This is a genomic window from Franzmannia pantelleriensis (assembly GCF_900102875.1).
Taxonomy (GTDB): domain Bacteria; phylum Pseudomonadota; class Gammaproteobacteria; order Pseudomonadales; family Halomonadaceae; genus Franzmannia; species Franzmannia pantelleriensis.
On record NZ_FNGH01000015.1, the window covers coordinates 81,705 to 101,329 of the forward strand.

Consider the following 19,625-nt stretch of genomic DNA (forward strand, 5'->3'; position numbering starts at 1 on the left):
TGCCCTCCATCAGGATCGCCGGGCTGTAGAAGAACATGAACGGCACGATAAAGGCCGCCAGCCCGATCTTGAACGAGGTGGTCGAGGTCTCCATGGCGTTGGCCCCGGAGATCCCCGAGGCGGCGTAGGCGGCCAGCGCCACCGGCGGGGTGATCGCCGACATCACCGCGAAGTAGAACACGAAGAAGTGCGCCACCAGCGGCTGGATGCCGATGCCGATCAGGCCCGGCGCGACCACCGAGGCGGCCACCGCATAGGCCGCCGTGGTCGGCATGCCCATGCCCAGCAGGATCGAGATGCACATGGCGAAGAACAGCGCCAGCAGCTGGCTGACCCCGGCCAGGCCGAGCAGCAGCGACGAGAAGCGCGCGCCGACCCCGGTCAGCGAGATCACCCCGACGATCAGGCCGGCGCAGGCGCACACCACGATGATCTGGATCGACATGGTGCCGGCCAGCTGCAGTGCCTTGAGGATCGCGCGGATCCCCATCTTGTGCGGCGACAGCCAGCTGACCACCGCCGCCGAGGCGGTCGCCAGGGTACCGGCACGGATCACCGAGTAGCCCATGAACAGCGCGGCGATCAGGATGATGATCGGGGCGAACAGGTAGACCTGCTTGACCAGGCGGCGGAACTGCGGGATCTCGTCCTTGCGCATGCCGCGCATGCCCTTGCGCGCTGCCTCGAAGTCGACCATGCAGTAGACCGACAGGAAGTAGAGCGCGGCGGGAATCAGGGCCGCCACGGCGATCTCGCGGTAGGGGATGCCGGTGATCTCGGCCATGATGAAGGCGCCGGCGCCCATGATCGGCGGCATGATCTGGCCGCCGCTGGAGGCCGCGGCCTCGATCGCCCCGGCGCTGCGCGCCGGATAGCCGACCTTCTTCATCAGCGGGATGGTCAGCGAGCCGGTGGAGACCACGTTACCGGCGCTGGTGCCGTTGATCATGCCCATCAGACCGGAGGCGAAGATCGACACCTTGGCCGGGCCACCGCGGGCGCGGCCGGCGGCGGCGAAGGCGAAGTTGACGAAGTAGTCGCCGACCTTGGAGGCCTGCAGGAAGGCGGCGAAGATGATGAACAGGATGATATAGGTCGACGACACCGCGGTGGTCGGGCCGAGGATCCCGGCGTCGGTATACACCTGGCTGAAGAAGCGCCCCACCGAGAGGCCCGGGTAGCCGAGGAAGCCGGGCAGGTAGGGCCCGCCCCAGACGTAGAGCAGGAACACCAGCGAAATGATCACCAGCGCATTGCCGGTGACCCGGCGGGTCATCTCGAGAATCAGCAGCGAGCCGGCGATGGCCGCATAGGAGATGCCCATCGGCGCGAAGGAGGTGCCGGTCGACATGCGCAGCGGGGTGTTGTAGATGACCAGGAAATAACCGGCACTGGCCAGCGCACAGACCATCAGCACCACATCCGGCAGGGCGCACTTCTCGCGCACCTGGCGGTAGCACCACGACATCACGATGGCGCCGGCGGTGGCCAGGATCAGCGGGTAGCCGTAGTGCCAGGCCTCGATGTGCGGCTCGATGCGCTGGGCACCGCCCTCGATGGCGCGCCACATCAGGACGGTCTGCAGCAGCGCGTAGAGCGCCGGCAGCATCAGCAGTCCGGAGACCCAGGTTTGCCAGCGGGGGGCGGCCTGGTGGGTGTCGGCGGCGAAACGGCCGCCGGTGTAGAGGCCGTAGCCGAGAATCAAGGCGCCGGCGATGTGGATCACCCGGTACGACCAGGTCTCCATCGGCAGCACGTTGAGGGTGATCAGGTGGAACAGCGAATAGGCCACGGCCAGGCCGCCGAACAGCGTCCACTGCCAGCCGGCAAACAGCCGACGGTTGGACTCGATGACCTCTTCGTCGACGCCACCGACCACCAGATCCGAGTCATTGTTGTCGGGCGCCTCATCAGCACCGCGTCCCGCAGGCGGGGTCTTGTCGTTATCGCTCATCAGCGTCACCTCCAGGCATCATGCGACGGCGCTGCCCGTCTTGGCGTCACTCACCCGACGGCGCATGAGTTCACAATAGACAAAATGGCCGCCCACCTCGCGGTGAGCGGCCGAGTATCGCAATCAACCCAAGCGCTTAGTTGATCATGTCGTCATCGATCTCGTAGCCGTTCTCGTTGAACCAGCGTGCGGCACCCGGATGGAACGGCATCACATCGTTGTGCACGACGTTCTCGGGGATGGTAGTGGCAGCACTGCGGTGCACGTCCATCATCTTGTCGTTGTTCTCCATGGTGATGCGCGTGACTTCGTAGACGAAGTCCTCCGGCAGGTCGCAGCCGGCGATAGCGAAGTTCCACATCGACACGGCGCGGGCGTCTTCCTCGAGGGTCTCGTAGGTGTCGGCCGGGATCATGAACTCGGAGACCGGGAAGGCATCGATGGCGGCCTGCTGCTCTTCTTCGGTGAACTCGATGATATTGACGTCGGTCTGCACCTCGAGCTGGCTGACCGCTGGGATCGGGATGCCCGCAGCGAAGGCGATGACGTCGAGCAGGCCATCCTGGAGCTGGCCACCGAGGTCGGTCCAGCCGCCGTTACGGCGCTCGAAGTCGATGCCCAGCTCTTCGAGGATGGCCGGGAAGTAGGTGTCGGAGGTCGAGCCAGAGGGGCCGAAACCGATGCGCGCGCCGTCAGGAATCTCGGAGATGGCGGTGATCCCGGTATCGGAGAGCGCAGTAATCGAGAACGGCGTCTCGTACATCGGGAAGATGGCACAGACGTTGTCCATTGGCACGCCCGGCGCCAACGGGCTCTCGCCGTTTACCGCATCGGTGGCCGGCCCCATGGTGGCCATGCCGAAGGAGATATCGCCGTTATGGACCAGCGCCAGGTTCTGGGTCGGACCGCCGGTGACTTCACCGCCGCCGGAAATATCGCCCAGTTCGTCGGCGATCAGGTTGGCCCAGCCGGAGCCGTAGATATAGTAGGTGCCGCCCTGGCTGGCAGTACCCATGGTGAAGCTGGACGGCCAGCCGTCGCGGTCAGCAACGGCTTGGGTGGCAGTCGCCATCATCACGGTAGCGGCAGCTAGGGGAAGCAGTGCAAATCGTTTCACAAGCGTACTCCAGTTGTTGTTTTGCGGGATGCAGTGTCTGCGGAGGCAAAATCCAATTAATTGTACAAGTCTTTGTAAATGTACAACATCTAGCGTAGCGGCGCAGAAAGCCCGGTGCAAAGCGTCAGGGAGTTTTTGCGACTAATGGATTAGGGCGCTTCGCCACCGAGGCGTCCGCATGACAGCCGCGCTCATAAGCGGTGATCCAGACACTGCAGCCAACGCCTCCAGACGCTATCATCGAGCCTTCGTGTCACCGTCCAGGAGCCACCGTGAAGCTGATCCACACCGCCGACTGGCACCTCGGCCAGAGTTTCCACGGTCAGGAGCGCCACGCCGAGCATCGCGCCTTCCTGACCTGGCTGCTCGACACCCTCGTCGCACGCCAGGCCGATGCCCTGCTGGTGGCAGGCGACCTGTTCGATGTGGTCAACCCCTCACTGCGCGCCCAGGAGCTGCTCTACGACTTCATCGTGTCCGCTCACCAGCGGCTGCCGATGCTCGATATCGTACTGATCGCCGGCAACCACGATAGCGGCAACCGCATCGAGCTCCCGGCAGCGCTGATGAAACGTCTGCGCACCCACGCCCTGGGCCGGGTGAGCTGGCTGGATGACGGCACCCTCGACGCCGAGCACCTGTTGGTGCCGCTCACCGATGGCGACGGCGTAACCTGCGCCTGGTGTCTGGCGCTGCCCTTTCTGCGTCCCGCCGAGGTCACCGGTGGTGCAGCCGACGCGGCAGCCCCAGAGAACGCGCGCAACGACTATGTGGCCGGCATCGAACGGGTGCACCAGCAGTTGATTGCTGCAGCCCGCGACAAGCGCCAGCCCGGCCAGGCGCTGGTGGCCATGAGCCACGCCCACCTGCACGGCGCGGCGGTGTCGGAAGCCAGCGAGCGGCCCATCGTGATCGGCGGCGAAGAGTCGATCCCGGCGTCGCTGTTCCCCACCGAGATCGCCTATGTTGCCCTCGGCCATCTGCACCGCGCCCAGCAGGTCGGCGAGGCGCGCATCCGCTACAGCGGCAGCCCCCTGCCGCTGGACTTCAGCGAGGTCGACTACCCCCACCAGGTGGTCGAGGTCACCCTCGACGGCGACAGTCTGACGGCCAGCGAGGCGATTCGCGTGCCGCGCCCGGTAGCCATGCTGCGCATCGGCCCGGCGCCCCTTGAAAAGGTGCTCGCCGAACTAGAAGCCCTGGAGGATGACCCTGCGCTGGCCCGGGAGCGCTGGCCCTGGCTGGAGGTACGCGTCGAGCTCGAGGCGCCGATTCCCGACCTGCGCGCCCAGGTAGACGCCGCCCTGGACGGCAAATCCCTGCGCCTGCTGCGGCTCGAGCGACGCCTGCCACGGGTCGCCGAGCAGGCCGACACGGCACGGGTCGACCTCGAGAGCCTGGGACCACGCAAGCTCTTCGAGCGCACCTGGCAAGCGCGCTGGGGCGAGCCCCCCGGCGAGGCGGTGATGGCCGACCTCGACCAGCTGCTGCAGGAGGTGCTGGATAGCGACGACGAGGAGCCACGGCCATGAAGATCCTCGCCCTGCGCCTCGCCAACCTGGCCTCGCTGCCCGGCCCCCTCGAGCTCGACTTCACCGCCGCGCCGCTGCGCGACGCCGGGCTGTTTGCCATCACCGGTCCTACCGGGGCCGGCAAAAGCACCCTGCTCGATGCGCTGTGCCTGGCGCTCTACGGCAGCACCCCGCGGCTGCGCCAGGCGCCAGTGCGCGACGCCTCGCTGCCCGACGTGGAGGGCGAAACGCTCAACACCGCCGACCCGCGAACGCTGCTGCGCCGCGGTACCGCTAGCGGCCATGCCGAGGTCGACTTTCTCGGCCGCGACGGGCGCCGCTACCGCGCCCGCTGGGCGGTGCGTCGCGCCCGCGAGAAGGCCAGCGGGCGCCTGCAGGCCGCCGAGCAGTCGCTGCGCGACCTCGACGACGACCGCCTGCTGACCACCCAGAAACGCGAGTTCGACCGCCTGCTTCCCGAGCGCCTGGGTCTCAGCTTCGACCAGTTCACCCGCGCCGTACTGCTGGCCCAGAGCGAGTTCGCCGCCTTCCTCAAGGCTGATGACAACGAGCGCAGCGACCTGCTCGAACGCCTCACCGGCACCGCCGAGTACTCGCAGATCTCGATTGCCGCCTACCGCCGCGCCCATCACGCCAAGCAGGCTGTCGATGCCCTGCAAGCGCGGCTCGCCGACGACCTGCCCGCCGAGCCCGAGGCCCGTGCCGTGCTCGAGCGTACCGCCGAGGCCACCCAGCAAGCGCTTACTCACCTGCAAAACCAGGCAGAGTCGCTCCAGGCCCGGCAGCGCTGGCACGATGACGACGACCGCCTGCAACAGGCCCATCGCCAAGGTCTGGCGCAACAGCAGTCGGCCGAAGCGGCATGGCAGGCGCTCGCCCAGCAGCGCGCCGACCGCGAGTGGCGCCAACTGATCGCCCCGCGCCGCCACGCACTCGCCCGTCAGGCCGCGCTACCCGGCGAGATCGCCACCCTAGAGGCGACCCACGCCGAGACGCAACAGGCGCTGGACGCGGCGCACAGCGAACAGAGCAACGCCGCCACGACACTCTCGCAGGCCGAGCAAGCGCTTACTGACGCCAGTAACGCCCGCCGCCAGGCCGACCCCGCGCTGAGCGAGGCCCGCGAACAGGCCCAGCGGCTGGCCACCCTGGACAAGCAGCTCGCCGATCTGGACACGACCCGCCAGCAGCAGCAGACCCGGGCCGACGCCCTCGCCGAAGCGTACCGCCAGGCCAGTCAGTCCCAGCAGGCTCGCCAGCGCCAGCGCGACGACTGGCAGGCGGCGCTCAAGCGGTTGGTAGGCACTCACTCGCGCCTGGACGAGGCTCGCCAGGCCGCGCAGCAGGCCCACGACAACGCCGCCCAGCGTCAGCTGGCACTCGGCGAACTGACCAGCCGCTGGCAGGAGTTCGGCCGCACCCACCTCGCCCAGCATCGGCTCGCCGAGCAGATACAGACGCACCAGGCGAGCCGCGATCAGCTGCTCACCGATGGCCAGGCCGCGCGCCAGCGTCTCGACCAGGCCGAGGGTCATCTCGCGAGCGTCAGCGCACTGATCGAACGCAGCCGCGCCGTGCGCAGCGACAGCGTGGCGCGACTGCGCGAGAACCTGCAGCAAGGCGAGCCCTGCCCGGTATGCGGCGGACGCGACCACCCCTGGCGCCAGCAACCGCCCGCGACGCCAGAGGCCGCTCAGCTCGCCGCCCAGGAAGCGGAAGAGGCGCGCCAGCTGAGTGACGCCCGACAGGCGCGCGACACCGCCCAGCAGCAGTGCGACAGCCTGCTCGGTGAGTATCGCGCCGTAGAGGCCGCCCTCGCCCAGGGTCTAAAGGAGCAGGACGAGACCGATCGCCGTCTGGCCAGCGCCCGCTCGGCGCTGGAAGAGCATCCGCTGTACGCCGAACTGGCCGCCGTCAGCGAGGCCGAGCGCGACGCCTGGCTGCACGCCCAGCGAGACACCAGCGAGACGCGCCGCCAGCGCGAGCGCCAGATCCTCGATCAGCTGGCTCATGCCGAGGCCGAACTGGCACCGCTCGAGGAGGCCCTCACTCAAGGGAAGCTGACGCTGACCCGTCTGGAAGCCGAAAAGGCCAGCGCCGACAAGCAGCTGGCCGACGTAACACAGCAGCTGCCGCCGCTACGCGAGCAGCGCGAGTCGCTGGCCCAGGAGCTGGCCGAGCGGCTCGGCGATCACCCCACGCCGGACGCCTGGCAGCAGCAGCTCGACGCCCGCCAGGAGAGCGCCCGCCAGGCCCGCGACCAAGCACTCGCCAAGCAGCATAGCGCCGAGCAGACACGCCAGCGGCTCGATCAGCAGGTGACCTACGCAGCTGAGCAGCTCGACAGGCTGCGACAGGAGCAGGCCTCGCTCAATCAGGAACTCGACACCTGGCGCAGCGCTCACCCCAAGCTGGACGACGCCACCCTCACGCGGCTTCTGGCGCAGCACGACGACGACGCCCGCGCCGAGGAGCAGCGCATCGGGGCCGCCGACCAGGCCCGCCAGCATGCCGCCGCCACCCTCGCCGAGCGGCGCCTGGCACTGCTCGACCATCGCCATGGCCAGAACCTGATCGACGACGAGACTGAAGATGAAGGAGAGAGCGCCCTGCTGACGACGGCCACCGAGGCCGAGATCCAGCGGCGCCGCAAGGCGCTCGATGACACCCAGGCAACCCTCGAACCGAGGCTAAATGCCGCCCAGCAAGAGCGCGATGACGCCCTGCACGCCCTGCGCGACGATGACCGCCGCCGCGAGCGGCAGCAGGCCGGCCAGCGCGAACTGGACGCCGCACGCGCCGAATACCGCCGCTGGGGTCAGATCAGCGAGCTGATCGGCTCCGCCGACGGCAAGCTGTTCCGACGTATCGCCCAGGCCTATAACCTCGAGCAGCTGCTGGAGCACGCCAACCTGCATCTCAACGGGCTGAGCCGCCGCTACCGCCTGGTGCGTGGCGGTTCGCCGCTGGGCCTGCTGGTCGAAGACCACGACATGGCCGACGAGCGGCGCTCGGTGCACTCGCTCTCCGGCGGCGAGACCTTTCTGGTCTCGCTGGCGCTGGCCCTGGGGCTCGCCTCCATGGCCTCCGGCGAGCTGGTGATCGAGTCGCTGTTCATCGACGAAGGCTTCGGCAGCCTCGACCCTCAGTCACTGGCGCTGGCCATGGAAGCCCTCGACGGCCTACAGGCGCTGGGCCGTCGCGTCGGCGTGATCTCCCACGTGCAGGAGATGCACGAACGCATCCCGGTACAGATCCAGGTCGAGCCACTGGGCAACGGCACCAGCCGGGCCAGGCTGGTCAACACATGACTCACATCTATGCTGCAAGGGTCACCAACACGCGAGGGAGGTCATCATGAGCAGAGTTGCAGTATACGGCGCGGGTCTGTTGCTGCTGCTGGCGTTTGCCGCCCAAGTGCTGGCGGCCGAGGTCAACTGGCCGCGCATGGCCGACTCGGCGGACGGCGTGCCGATTGCCTACGAGGTGCAGGGCAGCGGCGAGCCGACGCTGGTCTTCATCCATGGCTGGAGCGGCGACGGGCGCTACTGGCGCGGGCAACTGCCGCACTTTGCTCAGCGCCATCGCGTGGTGACGGTCGACCTTGCCGGACATGGCCACTCTGGCCAGGGGCGCGAGGCCTACACCCTGCCGGCCTTCGGCGAGGACGTGAAGGCGGTACTGGACGACCTGGAGGTGGAGCAAGCGATCCTGGTCGGCCACTCCATGGGCGGGCCGGTCAGCGTCGAAGCGGCCCACCTGATGCCCGAGCGCGTCATCGGCATCATCGGCGTCGACACCTTCCACGACGTGGCCGCGGACGTCAGCGAGGAGCAGCGCGACGAACTGCTGGAACCGCTCCAGCAGGACTTCGCCCCGGCCGCACGCCAGTTCGTGGCCTCAATGTTCAGCGACGGCACCGATGCCACGCTACGCGACTGGGTCGTGCAGGATATGGCTGCCGCATCGCCCGAGGTGGCGATTAGCGCCATGCAGGAGATGCTGTCGCGGCATGCCGATGGCGAAGCGGCCCAGCAGTTCGCAGCGCTGACCTTCCCTGTGGTGGCCATCAATGCCGACCTGTGGCCTACCGACATCGACGCCAACCGCCAGCTGTTGCCGGAGTTCGACGCCGTGATCATGGAGGATAGCGACCACTTCCTGCACATGGCCAAGCCGGCGGCCTTCAACCGTGAGCTGGAGCGGATGATCGGCACGCCACCATGAGCCTCAACGCCACCATGCGGGCGAGGTTGGTAAACACTTGACCGACCTCGCCCGCGCCACAGGTGAAGCCGTTCAGAAGCCGATATCGCGGTAGTGGCGGGCGACCTTCTCGATGGCGATGGCGTAGGCCGCCATGCGGTAATCGTGAATCTTGGGATTGTCGCGGCGCACCGCGATGATCGACTGCAGCGCCAGGCGCATGGAGTCGTCCAGCCCCGAACGCACCAGGTCGAACTCATCAGCCCCGCGCGCCAGCTTCTGGCGCAGGTGTTCGGGCACCTCGACGCCCGAGGCGTCTTCGATGGCAGCAATGATCTGCTCGCCCCTGGCCTCGTGGAAACGCCGCTCCAGGCGACCGAAACGCACGTGGTTGAGGTTACGGATCCACTCGAAGTAGGAGACCACCACCCCGCCAGCGTTGCAGTAGGCGTCCGGCAGGATTTCCACGCCACGCTCCTGAAGGATTTTGTCGGCGGCAAAGGTCACCGGGCCATTGGCCGCCTCGGCGATCAACGACGCCTGGATACGCTCGGCATTGTCGGCGGTGATCACGCCCTCGAGTGCCGCCGGAATCAGGATATCGCAGGCCATCTCCAGCACTGCAGTGCCATCCTCGCGATATTCGCCACCGGCGAAGCCCTTGACCCCGCCGGTCTCGGCGATGTGCTCGCGCACCGCGCTGACGTCCAGGCCATCCGCATTCACCACCGCCCCATCGCGCTCGATGATCGCAGTGATCAGGCAGTCGTCCTCGGTCTCCAGGAAGTGAGCGGCATGATAGCCGACGTTGCCCAGGCCCTGGACGATCACCCGCTTGCCGGCGAGGCTGCCGGACAGGCCGCAGCGCTCGAGCTCCTCGGGATGGCGGAACAGCTCACGCAGCGCGTACTGCACCCCGCGACCGGTGGCCTCGTTGCGCCCGCGCACCCCGCCATGCTCCACCGGCTTGCCGGTCAGCGCGCCCATATAGTTGATGTCGTTGGGGAACATCTGGCGGTAGGTATCCACCATCCAGCCCATCTCGCGGGGCCCGGTGCCCATATCCGGGGCCGGCACGTTCTGGGCCGGGCTCAGATAGCCCTTGAGGATCAGTTCACGGGCGAAGCGGCGGGTGATCGCCTCCAGTTGATGGCGCTCATATTGGCGCGGATCGATCACCAAGCCACCCTTGGAGCCGCCAAACGGCACATCGACGATGGCGCACTTGTAAGTCATCAGCGCCGCCAGGGCCTCCACCTCATCCTGGTCGACGATCGGCGCAAAACGAATCCCCCCTTTCGACGGCAACCGGTGATCGCTGTGGGTGGCCCGCCAGCCGGTAAAGATCTCTGCCTTGCCGTTGATTTCTACCGGAAAGGAGACCTGGACCACGCTCTGGCACACCTTCATGGCGTTGCCGATGCCCTCGTCCAGTCCCATGATCTCGATGGCATGATCCACCATATGCTCCACGCTTTGGCGGAATGTCATGCCCTGCTGAGCGTACTTGGTGTCACTCATTCTGCGCCTCCATGGCCGTTCTTCTTGGTCGGCATTCAACGTTGAAACACGGGAATGCCTCGTTTTCCTCCGCCAGTCTAGCAACTCGATGCACGCTGACACGAAGGCGCCCAGGGATCACCCGGACCTCACGATGTTGCGCGCGCAGCCCTGCTAACCGCATCATGCAGCCCATCAGCACGAGGAGACGAGGATGCCAGACGCCCCCGAGACGCCTACGCGCAGCATACTGATCACCGGCTGCTCCAGCGGCATCGGCCATGCCGCGGCCCACGCGCTGGCCAAGCGAGGCTGGCGGGTCTTCGCCACCGCCCGGGCGGCGGCGGATGTCACCCGGCTAGAGGAGGAGGGCTTCGAGGCGCTACCGCTGGACCTGGCCGACAGCGCCTCCATCGAGGCCGCGGTGGCAGCGGTACAGGCGCGCACCAAAGGGCGGCTAACGGCGCTGTTCAACAACGGCGCCTACGGCCAGCCCGGCGCCGTGGAGGATTTGACCCGTGCGGTACTGCGCGAACAGCTGGAGACCAACCTGCTCGGCACCCACGAGCTCACCGCCCGAGTACTGCCGATGATGCGCGCCCAGGGTCATGGCCGCATCGTCCACAACAGCTCGGTGCTGGGCTTCGCCGCCCTGCCCTACCGCGGCGCCTATATCTGCTCCAAGTTCGCCCTCGAAGGCCTCACCGACACCCTGCGCCAGGAGCTGACCGGCAGCGGCATCCATATCAGCCTGATCCAGCCCGGCCCCATCGCCAGCCGCTTCCGCGAGAACGCCTACCAGGCGTTCAAGGCCAATATCGACACCACCCACAGCGCCCATGCCGACACCTACCGCAAGGTGGAAGCCCGCCTGGCCAGCCAGGAGGGCAAGGCGCCCTTCACCCTCGGCCCCGAAGCCGTGGTCGACAAACTGATCCACGCCCTGGAGAGCCGCCGCCCGAAGCCCCGCTACGCGGTGACCGTGCCCACCCATCTCTTTGCAGCGCTCAAGCGGGTGCTCAGCACCCGCGGCATGGACCGCGTGCTGCTGCGCTCGACGCGGGATGAACGGGAGTAAGAGCGGTTGGCTCTCATCGGAAATGCCCAGGACACGATCAAGAAAGAAGCTCGCCGTCGGTGCGCTTGTCGTGGCAGCTGCCGACGCAGAGAGTAGAATATGCCGCAACATCCAGCGTTACGGAGACACCTCATGCACACCCCGGTGCTTGCCGTTGCCCACACCCCTCTGGTGGCCGTCTACGGCACCCTGAAGCGCGGTCTGCGCAATCATCACTGGATGGAGGGCGCCGCGTTTCTCGGCAGCGACCGGTTGTCCTCGATCACCCTCTACGATCTGGGTCCCTACCCCGGCGCCAAGGCGCAGCCCTCGCGGGGTGTCGAGGTAGAGATATTCCGGGTTGACGCCCAATTGATGGCCGGACTCGACCACCTCGAGGACCATCGCGTGCGCACGCCCAAGCAGGGCGACTTCGAGCGAGTCGTCTATACCACGGCTCAGGGCCCCGCATGGCTCTACCTCTATAATCACGATGTCAGCGGCTGCCCGGCAATCCGCGAGGGCGCCTGGCAGCCCGGGCACTCTGCCAAGCGTCACGGCGTGGTATAAACGCCATTATCAGGCCAGTCGCCGAACCGGCTATCCCATCAGGAGGAACCCATGGGTCGTTTTCTATCGTTGATCGTGCTCGCCGGGCTGGCCTACGGCGGGCTTTATGTCTACTACGGGATGGCCGCGACACAGGCCATCGAGCAGCAGCTGGAGGCGCGCGGGCTCACCGCGCTGGAGGTTGAGCGCGTCGCCTATGGCCCGCTGGCTCCGCTCACGACGGATACCCGCTTATCCACAGACGTCCGCTATCGTGGCGCCGAGGCCAGCCTGGATATTCGCGTAATCGGCCATCCGGTCTTCTCGGATGAGGTGCGACTGGAGCTAGACGGCCTGCAGGCGCTGCGCTTGAGCATCGGCACAGGTAATTGAAGCGCCCATGCATATTGCTGTATTGACCCTCACCATCTCCCTGCCCGGCTGTCGCTCCCTCAAGGAGAAGCGCCAGCGCATGGGCGGCCTGCATGAGCGTTTCGGTCGCAACCCGGCGGTCGCGGTCTGCGAGAGCGGCGAGCACGACCGCCTGGAGGCCAGCGAATGGACCTTCGTGGTCGCCGCCACCACGCTGCCGAAGATGGAGTCGCTGTGCAGCGAGATCGAAGATAAGATCCAACGCGGCGTAGATGGGCGGGTCATGGAGGTGACGCGGGAGGTGCTTTAGTGGGCGGCCTACCGGACAGCCTGCGCAGAGCGCCCGCCCCCAATGCAGGCTCACGCCTGGTATCAGGGGCGCTTTTCCACCAACAATCCGCAGGAAGGCGCTGCCCAGCGCTTGTCAGCGGTGAAGACCACATCGCAGACAACAGGTGAGTAATATTGGCGCACTTCCTCCTCGATGCGCTGGCGCGACCGATCCTGGCAGACAAGCGACGACTGCGGGTGATCGACGTCAAGCACGACATGGACCATGACGTACAGCAGGCGCCCCGGACGCACCATTCTTACCCGGACTTCCTGGGTCTCAACATCCGCGAGTCCGCGTGCCACCGCTTGGCGGACGGGCTCTGCGACCGTTTCGTCCGGGGTCTTGTTGAGGAGTTCCTGTAGCGCCTGAGAGGCCATACGCACGGGCACCCCTAGGCACAGTACAACGACCGCTATCACTAATACCGCATCGACATACGGCAACACCGCCTGCCAGCCCACATGTTCGAACAGCAGGACTAAGCAAAAGGCGGCAAGCACCGCCGCCGAGATCACGCTGTTCACCAGCCAGTTGAACTTATCGGCTACCACTAACGGGCTATGCACATGGCGCTGGCTGCGGTGCATGACCCAGGCTGTCAATGAGCAGGCTGCCGTAGCAAAAAGCGCATACATTACGGCCAGTCCCGCAGAGATCATGCGCCCCCCTGTCAGCAGCGCGACAACGGCATCCACCAGAGCAAAGAGGGAGACCCCCAGTATCAGCAACCCCTTGCAAAGGTTGACCAGCGATTCGAAGTAGCTGTAGCCGAAGGGGTAGGAATCACTATCCGGGCGGCTGGCCAGCTTGCTGACCTTGATGGTCACCAGTGCGACGCAAAAGTAGATGAGGTTGAACAGCCCATCCAGCAGGATGGCCTGAGAGTTGGTGGCAAGGGTCGCCACGATGCCCACACTGCCGATCAGCAGGGCCATAAAGGCGGAAAATGCCAGGGTACTGGACTCTCTTCTCACGAACGCTCTGCTCCCATGCCGACGTCGCCTACAAACCGCCCAGTGTAGCAACAGCCGATATGATCAGGGGCTTCTTTACACGGCTTACCTATCGGCCCCGAAATACTTGACCCTGCGATACAGCGCCGCAAGGCCCCCACTGCCCAGCATCATGCCGAGCCCCGCCACCACAGCGACCAGGGCATCGTAGGCCACGCTGCCAGAGGCGACATAGGCGCCCACCAGCATGCTGATATAACGGACCAACAGATACGTGCCGATCAGGAAGGTGCCGGCACGCACCAGATCATCGTCCTTGACCTGGACATCATCTCCGGCATCACCATGGAGCCTGTCGGCCAGGCGAGCGGCGAAGCACCACAGCAGCACACCGCCGACCATCGGCACGGCCAGCGTGGCGATGGCAACTGGCAGCACCTCACCCGACCAGAACTCAGCGGCATTCGGCGCAAGCAGCGCGGGAAGAAACGCGAATAGGGTCTGCAGGAAGATGTAAAGGCCCAGCAGTCGGATCAGCAGGATAGAAAAGGGCTTCATCGTGGCTCCACAGTCGCGGTTAGGCTAACGTGATTAGCGTTATTTAACTTCACGCCTCTCCGTAGCGGCGGTCATGTCGATGCCATCGACATGACCGCGGGACGTGTCGAAAAAATCCCATTTTATAAACATGTGGCGGTATCCCAAGAAGTATCGCAGACCGCGTAGGTGGCGAAGACGCCCCCGGCCCATGCTAGGCTGGCAGGACTCCACCACGAGGGACCAAGGCATGAACGACGCGGCGACGCTGCTGGAGACGCTGGTGGGCTTTCCCACCGTGTCTCGCGACTCCAACCTGGCGCTGATCGAGTGGGTCGAGGCCTACCTGGACGAGTATGGCGTGCAGCACTGGCGCATCGACAGCGACGACGGCAGCAAGGCCAACCTGCTGGCGCGCATCGGTCCCGCCGTCGAGGGCGGCGTAGTGCTGTCGGGGCATACCGACGTGGTGCCGGTGGACGGCCAGCCGTGGACCAGCGACCCCTTCATGCTGGTCGACAAGGGTAACGGCCGCCTTTACGGTCGCGGCACCTGCGACATGAAGGGCTTTATCGCCTGCGCCCTGGCCGAGGTGCCGCGCTGGGTAACACTCGACCTGCCCAAGCCGATCTACCTGGCGCTCTCCTACGACGAGGAGATCGGCTGCGTGGGGGCGCCGCGCATGATCGAGCGGCTGATGGCCGACCATCCACGCCCGGCGGCGGTGATCGTCGGCGAGCCCACCTCGATGGCACCGGTGGTGGCGCAAAAGGGCGCCACCAACCTGCGCACCACCGTGACCGGCCACGCCGCCCACTCCAGCCAGGTCAACCAGGGCGTCTCGGCGATCCACGTCGCCGCGCGGCTGGTCACCAAGATCGAGGACGTGATGGGCGAGCTCAAGGCCGAGGGCCGCGTCGATGAGGCCTTCAATGTGGTCCACTCCAGCCTGCATGTCGGCAAGATTGCCGGCGGCACGGCGATCAATATCATGGCTCGGGAGTGCAGCTTCGATTGGGAGATTCGTCACCTGCCCCAGGACCGTTTCGACGACCTGCTGGGGCGCATTACCGACTACGCCCGCGAGCTGGAAACCGAGATGCAGCAGCGCGCGCCGCACACCGGTATCGTCACCGAGACACTCAACGCCACCGTGCCGGCGCTGGCCGACCGCGACAACGCCGGGGCGCTGACGCTTTGCCACGACCTGCTGGGCGAGCAGTCCTCAGGCGGCGCCGTGGCCTACGCCACCGAGGCCGGCCAGTTCCAGCGCGAGGGGCTGTCCACGGTGATTTGCGGCCCCGGCAGCATCAGCCAGGCCCACCAGCCCGACGAGTATATCGACATCGAGCAGCTCGAGGCCGGCAGCCGCTTCATGCAGGCGCTGGGTAAGAAGTTGGTGACAGCATGAGACGAACTCAACGCCCCGCCCAGTTCGGCTCGGCGAGGCCGGGCACCGCGACCGGCAGGCTGAGCAGGCTGCCCGCTGCCGGCCAGCGCGCACGGCCCTCGCCATCCAGGTGCTGGGTGGCAGTGGTGATATAGAGCGTGCGCAGGTCGGCGCCGCCGAATGCCAGCATGGTGGGGTGTGGGCACGGCACCGGGTATTCGGCCAGCAGCGCGCCCTGGGGCGAGAAGCGCACCACACGACCGCCGTCGTAGAGGGCGCTCCAGTAGCAGCCTTCGCTATCCACTGCCGCGCCGTCGGGCACGCCGGGCAGCCCCAGCGCCTCGAGGTCGACCCAGGTGTCGCCCTCTCCCAGCTCACCGCGCTCCACGTCGAAGGGGTAGCGCAGGATACGCCTTGTCAGCGAGTCGGTGTGGTAGAGCCAGCGCCGGTCGGGGCTAAAGGCCAAGCCGTTGGAGATACCGATGCCCGACACACGGCGCTTGAGCTGCCCGCCGTCGAGGCAGTAGAGGGCCGCCGTGGGATGGGCCTCCTCGGCGTCGATGGTGCCGACCCACAAGCGCCCGGCGGGATCGCAACGGCCGTCGTTGAAGCGGTTGCCCTGCCCCTCCTGCCGCGCTTCTTTCCCCTCTTTCTTCCACTCCGGATTGGCCGCCAGGCGTTCGAGCCGGCCGTCGAAGGGCAAACGCAGCCGCACGATTCCCGAGCTCATCGATGCCAGCAGCCCGTCTTCACACAGCGCAATGCAGCCGATCTTCTCCTCCAAGCGGATCCTCTCCGGCGGCGCCTCACCGGCGGGCTGCCAGGCATAGATCGTGCCGCGATTGATATCCACCCAGTAGAGCGTCTGGCGCGCTACCGACCACAGCGGACTCTCGCCCAGGCTCATGTCCAGTGCGTGCACGATCTCGATGTCATCCGCCGCCATCTCGCCTCTCCTCGGTTATTGCGTGTCGTGCCACTGCACCGGGCCGAACCGCCAGCGCTGCCGTAAACAGTCACCGCTTGCCAGCTCGACTAGCCCTTCGGCCAGTGGATCGTCGAAATGGTGGGCATCCACCGCATGGCTGACCGGCTCGAAACAGAAGAAGTCGGCATCGCTGCCCGGCGAGAACACCAGGTAGCGGCTGAGCTGCGGCGCAACGTTCAGCGCCATGCTCAGCCCGCGCTGCGGCCAGCTCATGCTAGCGCGACCGCGCCAACCACTGAACAGGTTGTCGATGCCACCTTCGGGCAGGGCCGCATTGTCGGCAAACTGCCAAGGGTCATCGGCGGCCAGGTGCCGCCAATGGGTGGGCAGCTGTGCGGCATCCACCTCCCAGACCCCGCTGGCCGGGGCCGACAGCCGCACGTCCGGCGTGCGGGGAAACCAGGGGTGCAGGCCGACTCCGTAAGGGGTGGGCCGTAGGCCGAGGTGGGTCAGGGTTAGATCGACCACCAGGCTGGCGCCCTGCAGCCGATAATCCAGCATGGCCCGATAGTCGAAGGGCGGCTGCCAGGCCGAGTGCAGCGCGAGCCGCATCCTCTCTGGCGCCAGCGCCACCACCCGCCAGGGCTGCTGCCAGCCGTCGCCGTGGATCGGCAGCGGCTCGCCGGCCAGGTTGGCGGGTAGCGCATATTCCTGGCCACGCCAGGCGAAGCTGCCACCGGAGATACGGTTGGACCACGGCAGCAGCGGATACATGCCCATGCGGTTGGGGTCGTCATCCGGCCCTTCCCCGGGCCGAAAGAGCGGCACCGGGCCCGCCGCCGTCAGGGCGTCGAAACGCACCACGCAGGCGCCGTTGCCCGGCGCGACCACCAGCCTGAGGCGGCCGTTGTCGAGGGTCAGCGCCTCACACATCCACCCAGCCGCCTCCGGCCGCAGACGAGGCCAGCGCACCGGTGATGAACTGCAGGCCGTCGACCCCATCCATCACGCCCGGAGTGTTGGCCGCCAGCGCCGTAGCCTCACGCCCCGCTTGGCGGGCACGGATCTGCTCGGCAAAATCAGCGTAGAGCTGGGCAAAGGCTTCGAGATAGCCCTCCGGGTGGCCGGGGGGGATCCGCGCTGCCGCCAGCGCCGCCTCGCCGAGGCCGGGGCCGTTGCGGGTCAGGATCCGCGGCGGCTCGCCCAGCGGCGAATGGATCAGCCGGTTGGGCTCCTCCTGGTACCACTCGAGGCCGCCTTGGCTGCCGTAGACCCGCAGCTTGAGGCCGTTCTCGTTGCCCGGCACTACCTGGCTCGACCACAGCATGCCCCGCGCGCCCCCCTTGAAGCGCAGCATCATGTGCACGTTGTCATCCAGGGCGCGGCCCTCGACGAAGGTGTGCATGTCCGCCGCCAGCGACTCGAGCTCGAGCCCGGTGACAAAGCGTGCCAGATGATAGGCGTGGGTGCCGATATCGCCCAGGCAGCCGGCCGGCCCGCTGCGCTGCGGGTCGGTACGCCACTCGGCCTGCTTGACGCCGCTCTCTTCCAGGCGGGTCGATAACCAATCCTGAGGGTACTCGACCTGCACCACCCGCAGCTCGCCCAGCTCACCGGCGGCGACCATGTCGCGGGCCTGGCGCACCAGCGAGTAGCCGGAGTAGTTGTAGGTCAGGCCGAAGAACAGCCCGCTGCGTTCGACCAGCGCGGCCAGCGTTTGGGCATCTTCCAGAGTGGTGGTCATCGGCTTGTCGCAGATCACGTGGATGCCCGCCTCGAGGAAGGTACGGGCCACGTCGAAGTGCAGATGATTGGGGGTGACGATGGCGACCACGTCGATGCCGTCCGGACGCTGGCCCTCGGCTTCGGCCATGGCGCGGTAATCAGGGTAAGCACGCTCCTTGGCGACGTGCAGCTCCGCGGCCGCCGCGCGGCCGCGCTCGGGGTCGGAGGCGAAGGCCCCGGCCACCAGCTCGTAGTGATCGTCGATTCGCGCGGCGATGCGATGCACGCCGCCGATGAAAGCTCCCTGGCCGCCACCGACCATGCCCAGGCGCAGCCGGCGGGGAGTGTCGTGATGTTGGCTCATGTCGTTCTATCCTTCAGTCGAGGCCCAGCAAGCGACGGTTGGCCGCCTCGTCGGCGCCCCCATCGGCGAAGTCGTCGAAGGCTCGCTCGGTCACCTGGATGATATGGTCGCGAATGAAGGCGGCCCCTTCACGGGCACCGACCTCGGGGTGCTTGAGGCAGCACTCCCACTCCAGCACCGCCCAGCCGTGGTAGTCGTTGGCCGCCATCCACGAGAACATCGACTTGAAGTCGATCTGGCCGTCGCCCAGCGAGCGGAAACGCCCGGCCCGCTCGGTCCACGACTGGTAGCCGGAATAGACGCCCTGCTTGGGACTGGGATTGAACTCGGCATCCTTGACGTGAAACATCTGGATATGCTCGCGGTAGACGTCCAGGAAGCCCAGGTAGTCGAGCTGCTGCAGAATCAGGTGGCTGGGGTCGTAGAGAATATGGCAGCGCGGGTGATGGCCGACCCGTTCGAGAAACATCTCGAAGGTAATGCCGTCGTGCAGATCCTCGCCGGGGTGAATCTCATAGCAGAGGTTGACCCCGGCCTCGTCGAAGGCGTCGAGGATCGGCCGCCAGCGCTTGGCCAGCTCGTCGAAGGCGGTGTCGATCAAACCTGCCGGGCGCTGCGGCCAGGGGTAGAGGAACGGCCAGGCCAACGAGCCCGAGAAGGTGCCGTGGTCGGTGAGGCCGAGGTTCTGCGACGCCTTGGCGGCCAGCATCAGCTGCTCGACCGCCCACGCCTGACGAGCCTGGGGATTGCCGCGCACCTCGGGTACCGCAAAGCCGTCAAAGACCTCATCGTAGACCGGGTGTACGGCCACTAGCTGACCCTGCAGGTGGGTGGAGAGTTCGGTCAACGACAGACCGTGTTCGGCCAGGGTGCCCTTGATCTCGTCACAGTAGGTGCGGCTCTCGGCGGCACGTTTCAGATCGATCAGGCGCGCATCCCAGCTGGGAATCTGCACGCCTTTGTAGCCCAGCCCCGCCGCCCAGGCAGCGATGCTGTCGAGGCTGTTGAAGGGGGCGTCGTCACCGGCAAACTGGGCAAGGAAGATCGCCGGCCCTTTGATGGTTTGCATAGCGAGTTCTCCGATGGTTGTCGGAAGATGGAGGCCGG

At 66.7% G+C, this 19,625-nt stretch carries 17 protein-coding genes; 8 read left to right on the forward strand and 9 right to left on the reverse strand.

Annotation, left to right across the window (positions count from 1 at the left end):
- On the reverse strand, positions 1 to 1,954 hold a 1,954-nt coding region (locus BLT16_RS17530), incomplete at its 3' end, for a TRAP transporter permease (RefSeq protein ID WP_089659969.1).
- Positions 1,955 to 2,090: 136 nt separating this feature from the next.
- Complete coding sequence (locus tag BLT16_RS17535; RefSeq protein ID WP_422717936.1) at positions 2,091 to 3,056, reverse strand: TAXI family TRAP transporter solute-binding subunit; 966 nt, start codon at positions 3,054 to 3,056, stop codon at positions 2,091 to 2,093.
- A 287-nt stretch (positions 3,057 to 3,343) separates the two neighbouring features.
- Here BLT16_RS17535 and BLT16_RS17540 point away from each other — a divergent pair, with 287 nt between their 5' ends.
- The 3 genes from BLT16_RS17540 to BLT16_RS17550 are packed head-to-tail and all read left to right on the forward strand — an operon-like array spanning position 3,344 to position 8,830.
- Positions 3,344 to 4,603, forward strand: a complete 1,260-nt coding sequence (locus BLT16_RS17540) for an exonuclease SbcCD subunit D (RefSeq protein ID WP_089659906.1) — start codon at positions 3,344 to 3,346, stop codon at positions 4,601 to 4,603.
- Positions 4,600 to 7,914 carry an AAA family ATPase gene (locus BLT16_RS17545; protein WP_089659908.1) on the forward strand — a complete coding sequence of 1,105 codons (3,315 nt, stop codon included), beginning with the start codon at positions 4,600 to 4,602 and terminating at the stop codon, positions 7,912 to 7,914. The genes BLT16_RS17540 and BLT16_RS17545 overlap by 4 nt, the downstream gene beginning before the upstream one ends.
- A gap of 46 nt (positions 7,915 to 7,960) precedes the next feature.
- Complete coding sequence (locus tag BLT16_RS17550; protein ID WP_089659910.1) at positions 7,961 to 8,830, forward strand: alpha/beta fold hydrolase; 870 nt, start codon at positions 7,961 to 7,963, stop codon at positions 8,828 to 8,830.
- Between the two features lie 72 nt (positions 8,831 to 8,902).
- Here the strand turns inward: BLT16_RS17550 and BLT16_RS17555 are convergent, their stop codons facing one another.
- Positions 8,903 to 10,330: a Glu/Leu/Phe/Val family dehydrogenase gene (locus BLT16_RS17555; RefSeq protein ID WP_089659912.1), complete on the reverse strand. Its 1,428-nt coding sequence runs from the start codon at positions 10,328 to 10,330 to the stop codon at positions 8,903 to 8,905.
- Between the two features lie 193 nt (positions 10,331 to 10,523).
- Between BLT16_RS17555 and BLT16_RS17560 the strand changes: the two genes are divergently transcribed.
- The 4 genes from BLT16_RS17560 (at position 10,524) to BLT16_RS17575 (ending at position 12,597) form a co-directional block, all read left to right on the forward strand.
- A complete protein-coding gene (locus BLT16_RS17560) occupies positions 10,524 to 11,387 on the forward strand; it encodes an SDR family oxidoreductase (protein WP_089659913.1) in 864 nt (287 codons plus the stop codon).
- 132 nt (positions 11,388 to 11,519) lie between these two features.
- Positions 11,520 to 11,936, forward strand: a complete 417-nt coding sequence (locus BLT16_RS17565) for a gamma-glutamylcyclotransferase family protein (RefSeq protein WP_089659915.1) — start codon at positions 11,520 to 11,522, stop codon at positions 11,934 to 11,936.
- 51 nt (positions 11,937 to 11,987) lie between these two features.
- The gene (locus tag BLT16_RS17570) at positions 11,988 to 12,308 is read left to right on the forward strand and encodes a hypothetical protein (protein WP_089659916.1); all 321 of its coding nucleotides are present in this window, start codon (positions 11,988 to 11,990) and stop codon (positions 12,306 to 12,308) included.
- Between the two features lie 7 nt (positions 12,309 to 12,315).
- On the forward strand, positions 12,316 to 12,597 hold the full coding sequence (locus BLT16_RS17575) for a DUF503 domain-containing protein (RefSeq protein WP_089659919.1): 282 nt from the start codon (positions 12,316 to 12,318) through the stop codon (positions 12,595 to 12,597).
- 62 nt (positions 12,598 to 12,659) lie between these two features.
- Here the strand turns inward: BLT16_RS17575 and BLT16_RS17580 are convergent, their stop codons facing one another.
- Complete coding sequence (locus tag BLT16_RS17580; RefSeq protein WP_089659922.1) at positions 12,660 to 13,595, reverse strand: cation diffusion facilitator family transporter; 936 nt, start codon at positions 13,593 to 13,595, stop codon at positions 12,660 to 12,662.
- 84 nt (positions 13,596 to 13,679) lie between these two features.
- Positions 13,680 to 14,132 carry a hypothetical protein gene (locus BLT16_RS17585; protein WP_089659924.1) on the reverse strand — a complete coding sequence of 151 codons (453 nt, stop codon included), beginning with the start codon at positions 14,130 to 14,132 and terminating at the stop codon, positions 13,680 to 13,682.
- 229 nt (positions 14,133 to 14,361) lie between these two features.
- On the opposite strand from BLT16_RS17585, the gene argE reads away from it, so the two are divergent.
- Positions 14,362 to 15,522, forward strand: a complete 1,161-nt coding sequence (gene argE / locus BLT16_RS17590; protein WP_089659927.1) for an acetylornithine deacetylase — start codon at positions 14,362 to 14,364, stop codon at positions 15,520 to 15,522.
- A gap of 7 nt (positions 15,523 to 15,529) precedes the next feature.
- Here argE and BLT16_RS17595 read toward each other — a convergent pair whose 3' ends face one another.
- Genes BLT16_RS17595 through BLT16_RS17610 form a run of 4 tightly spaced genes read right to left on the reverse strand, consistent with a single transcriptional unit; the run spans position 15,530 to position 19,587 of the window.
- Positions 15,530 to 16,447 (reverse strand): SMP-30/gluconolactonase/LRE family protein, encoded by a 918-nt coding sequence (locus BLT16_RS17595; RefSeq protein WP_089659930.1) that lies wholly within the window; start codon positions 16,445 to 16,447, stop codon positions 15,530 to 15,532.
- 15 nt (positions 16,448 to 16,462) lie between these two features.
- Positions 16,463 to 17,362, reverse strand: a complete 900-nt coding sequence (locus tag BLT16_RS17600; protein WP_089659933.1) for an aldose 1-epimerase — start codon at positions 17,360 to 17,362, stop codon at positions 16,463 to 16,465.
- Complete coding sequence (locus tag BLT16_RS17605) at positions 17,355 to 18,518, reverse strand: Gfo/Idh/MocA family protein (RefSeq protein WP_089659936.1); 1,164 nt, start codon at positions 18,516 to 18,518, stop codon at positions 17,355 to 17,357. The genes BLT16_RS17600 and BLT16_RS17605 overlap by 8 nt, the downstream gene beginning before the upstream one ends.
- 13 nt (positions 18,519 to 18,531) lie before the next feature.
- Positions 18,532 to 19,587 carry a sugar phosphate isomerase/epimerase family protein gene (locus BLT16_RS17610; protein WP_089659939.1) on the reverse strand — a complete coding sequence of 352 codons (1,056 nt, stop codon included), beginning with the start codon at positions 19,585 to 19,587 and terminating at the stop codon, positions 18,532 to 18,534.
- Between the last annotated feature and the right edge of the window lie 38 nt (positions 19,588 to 19,625).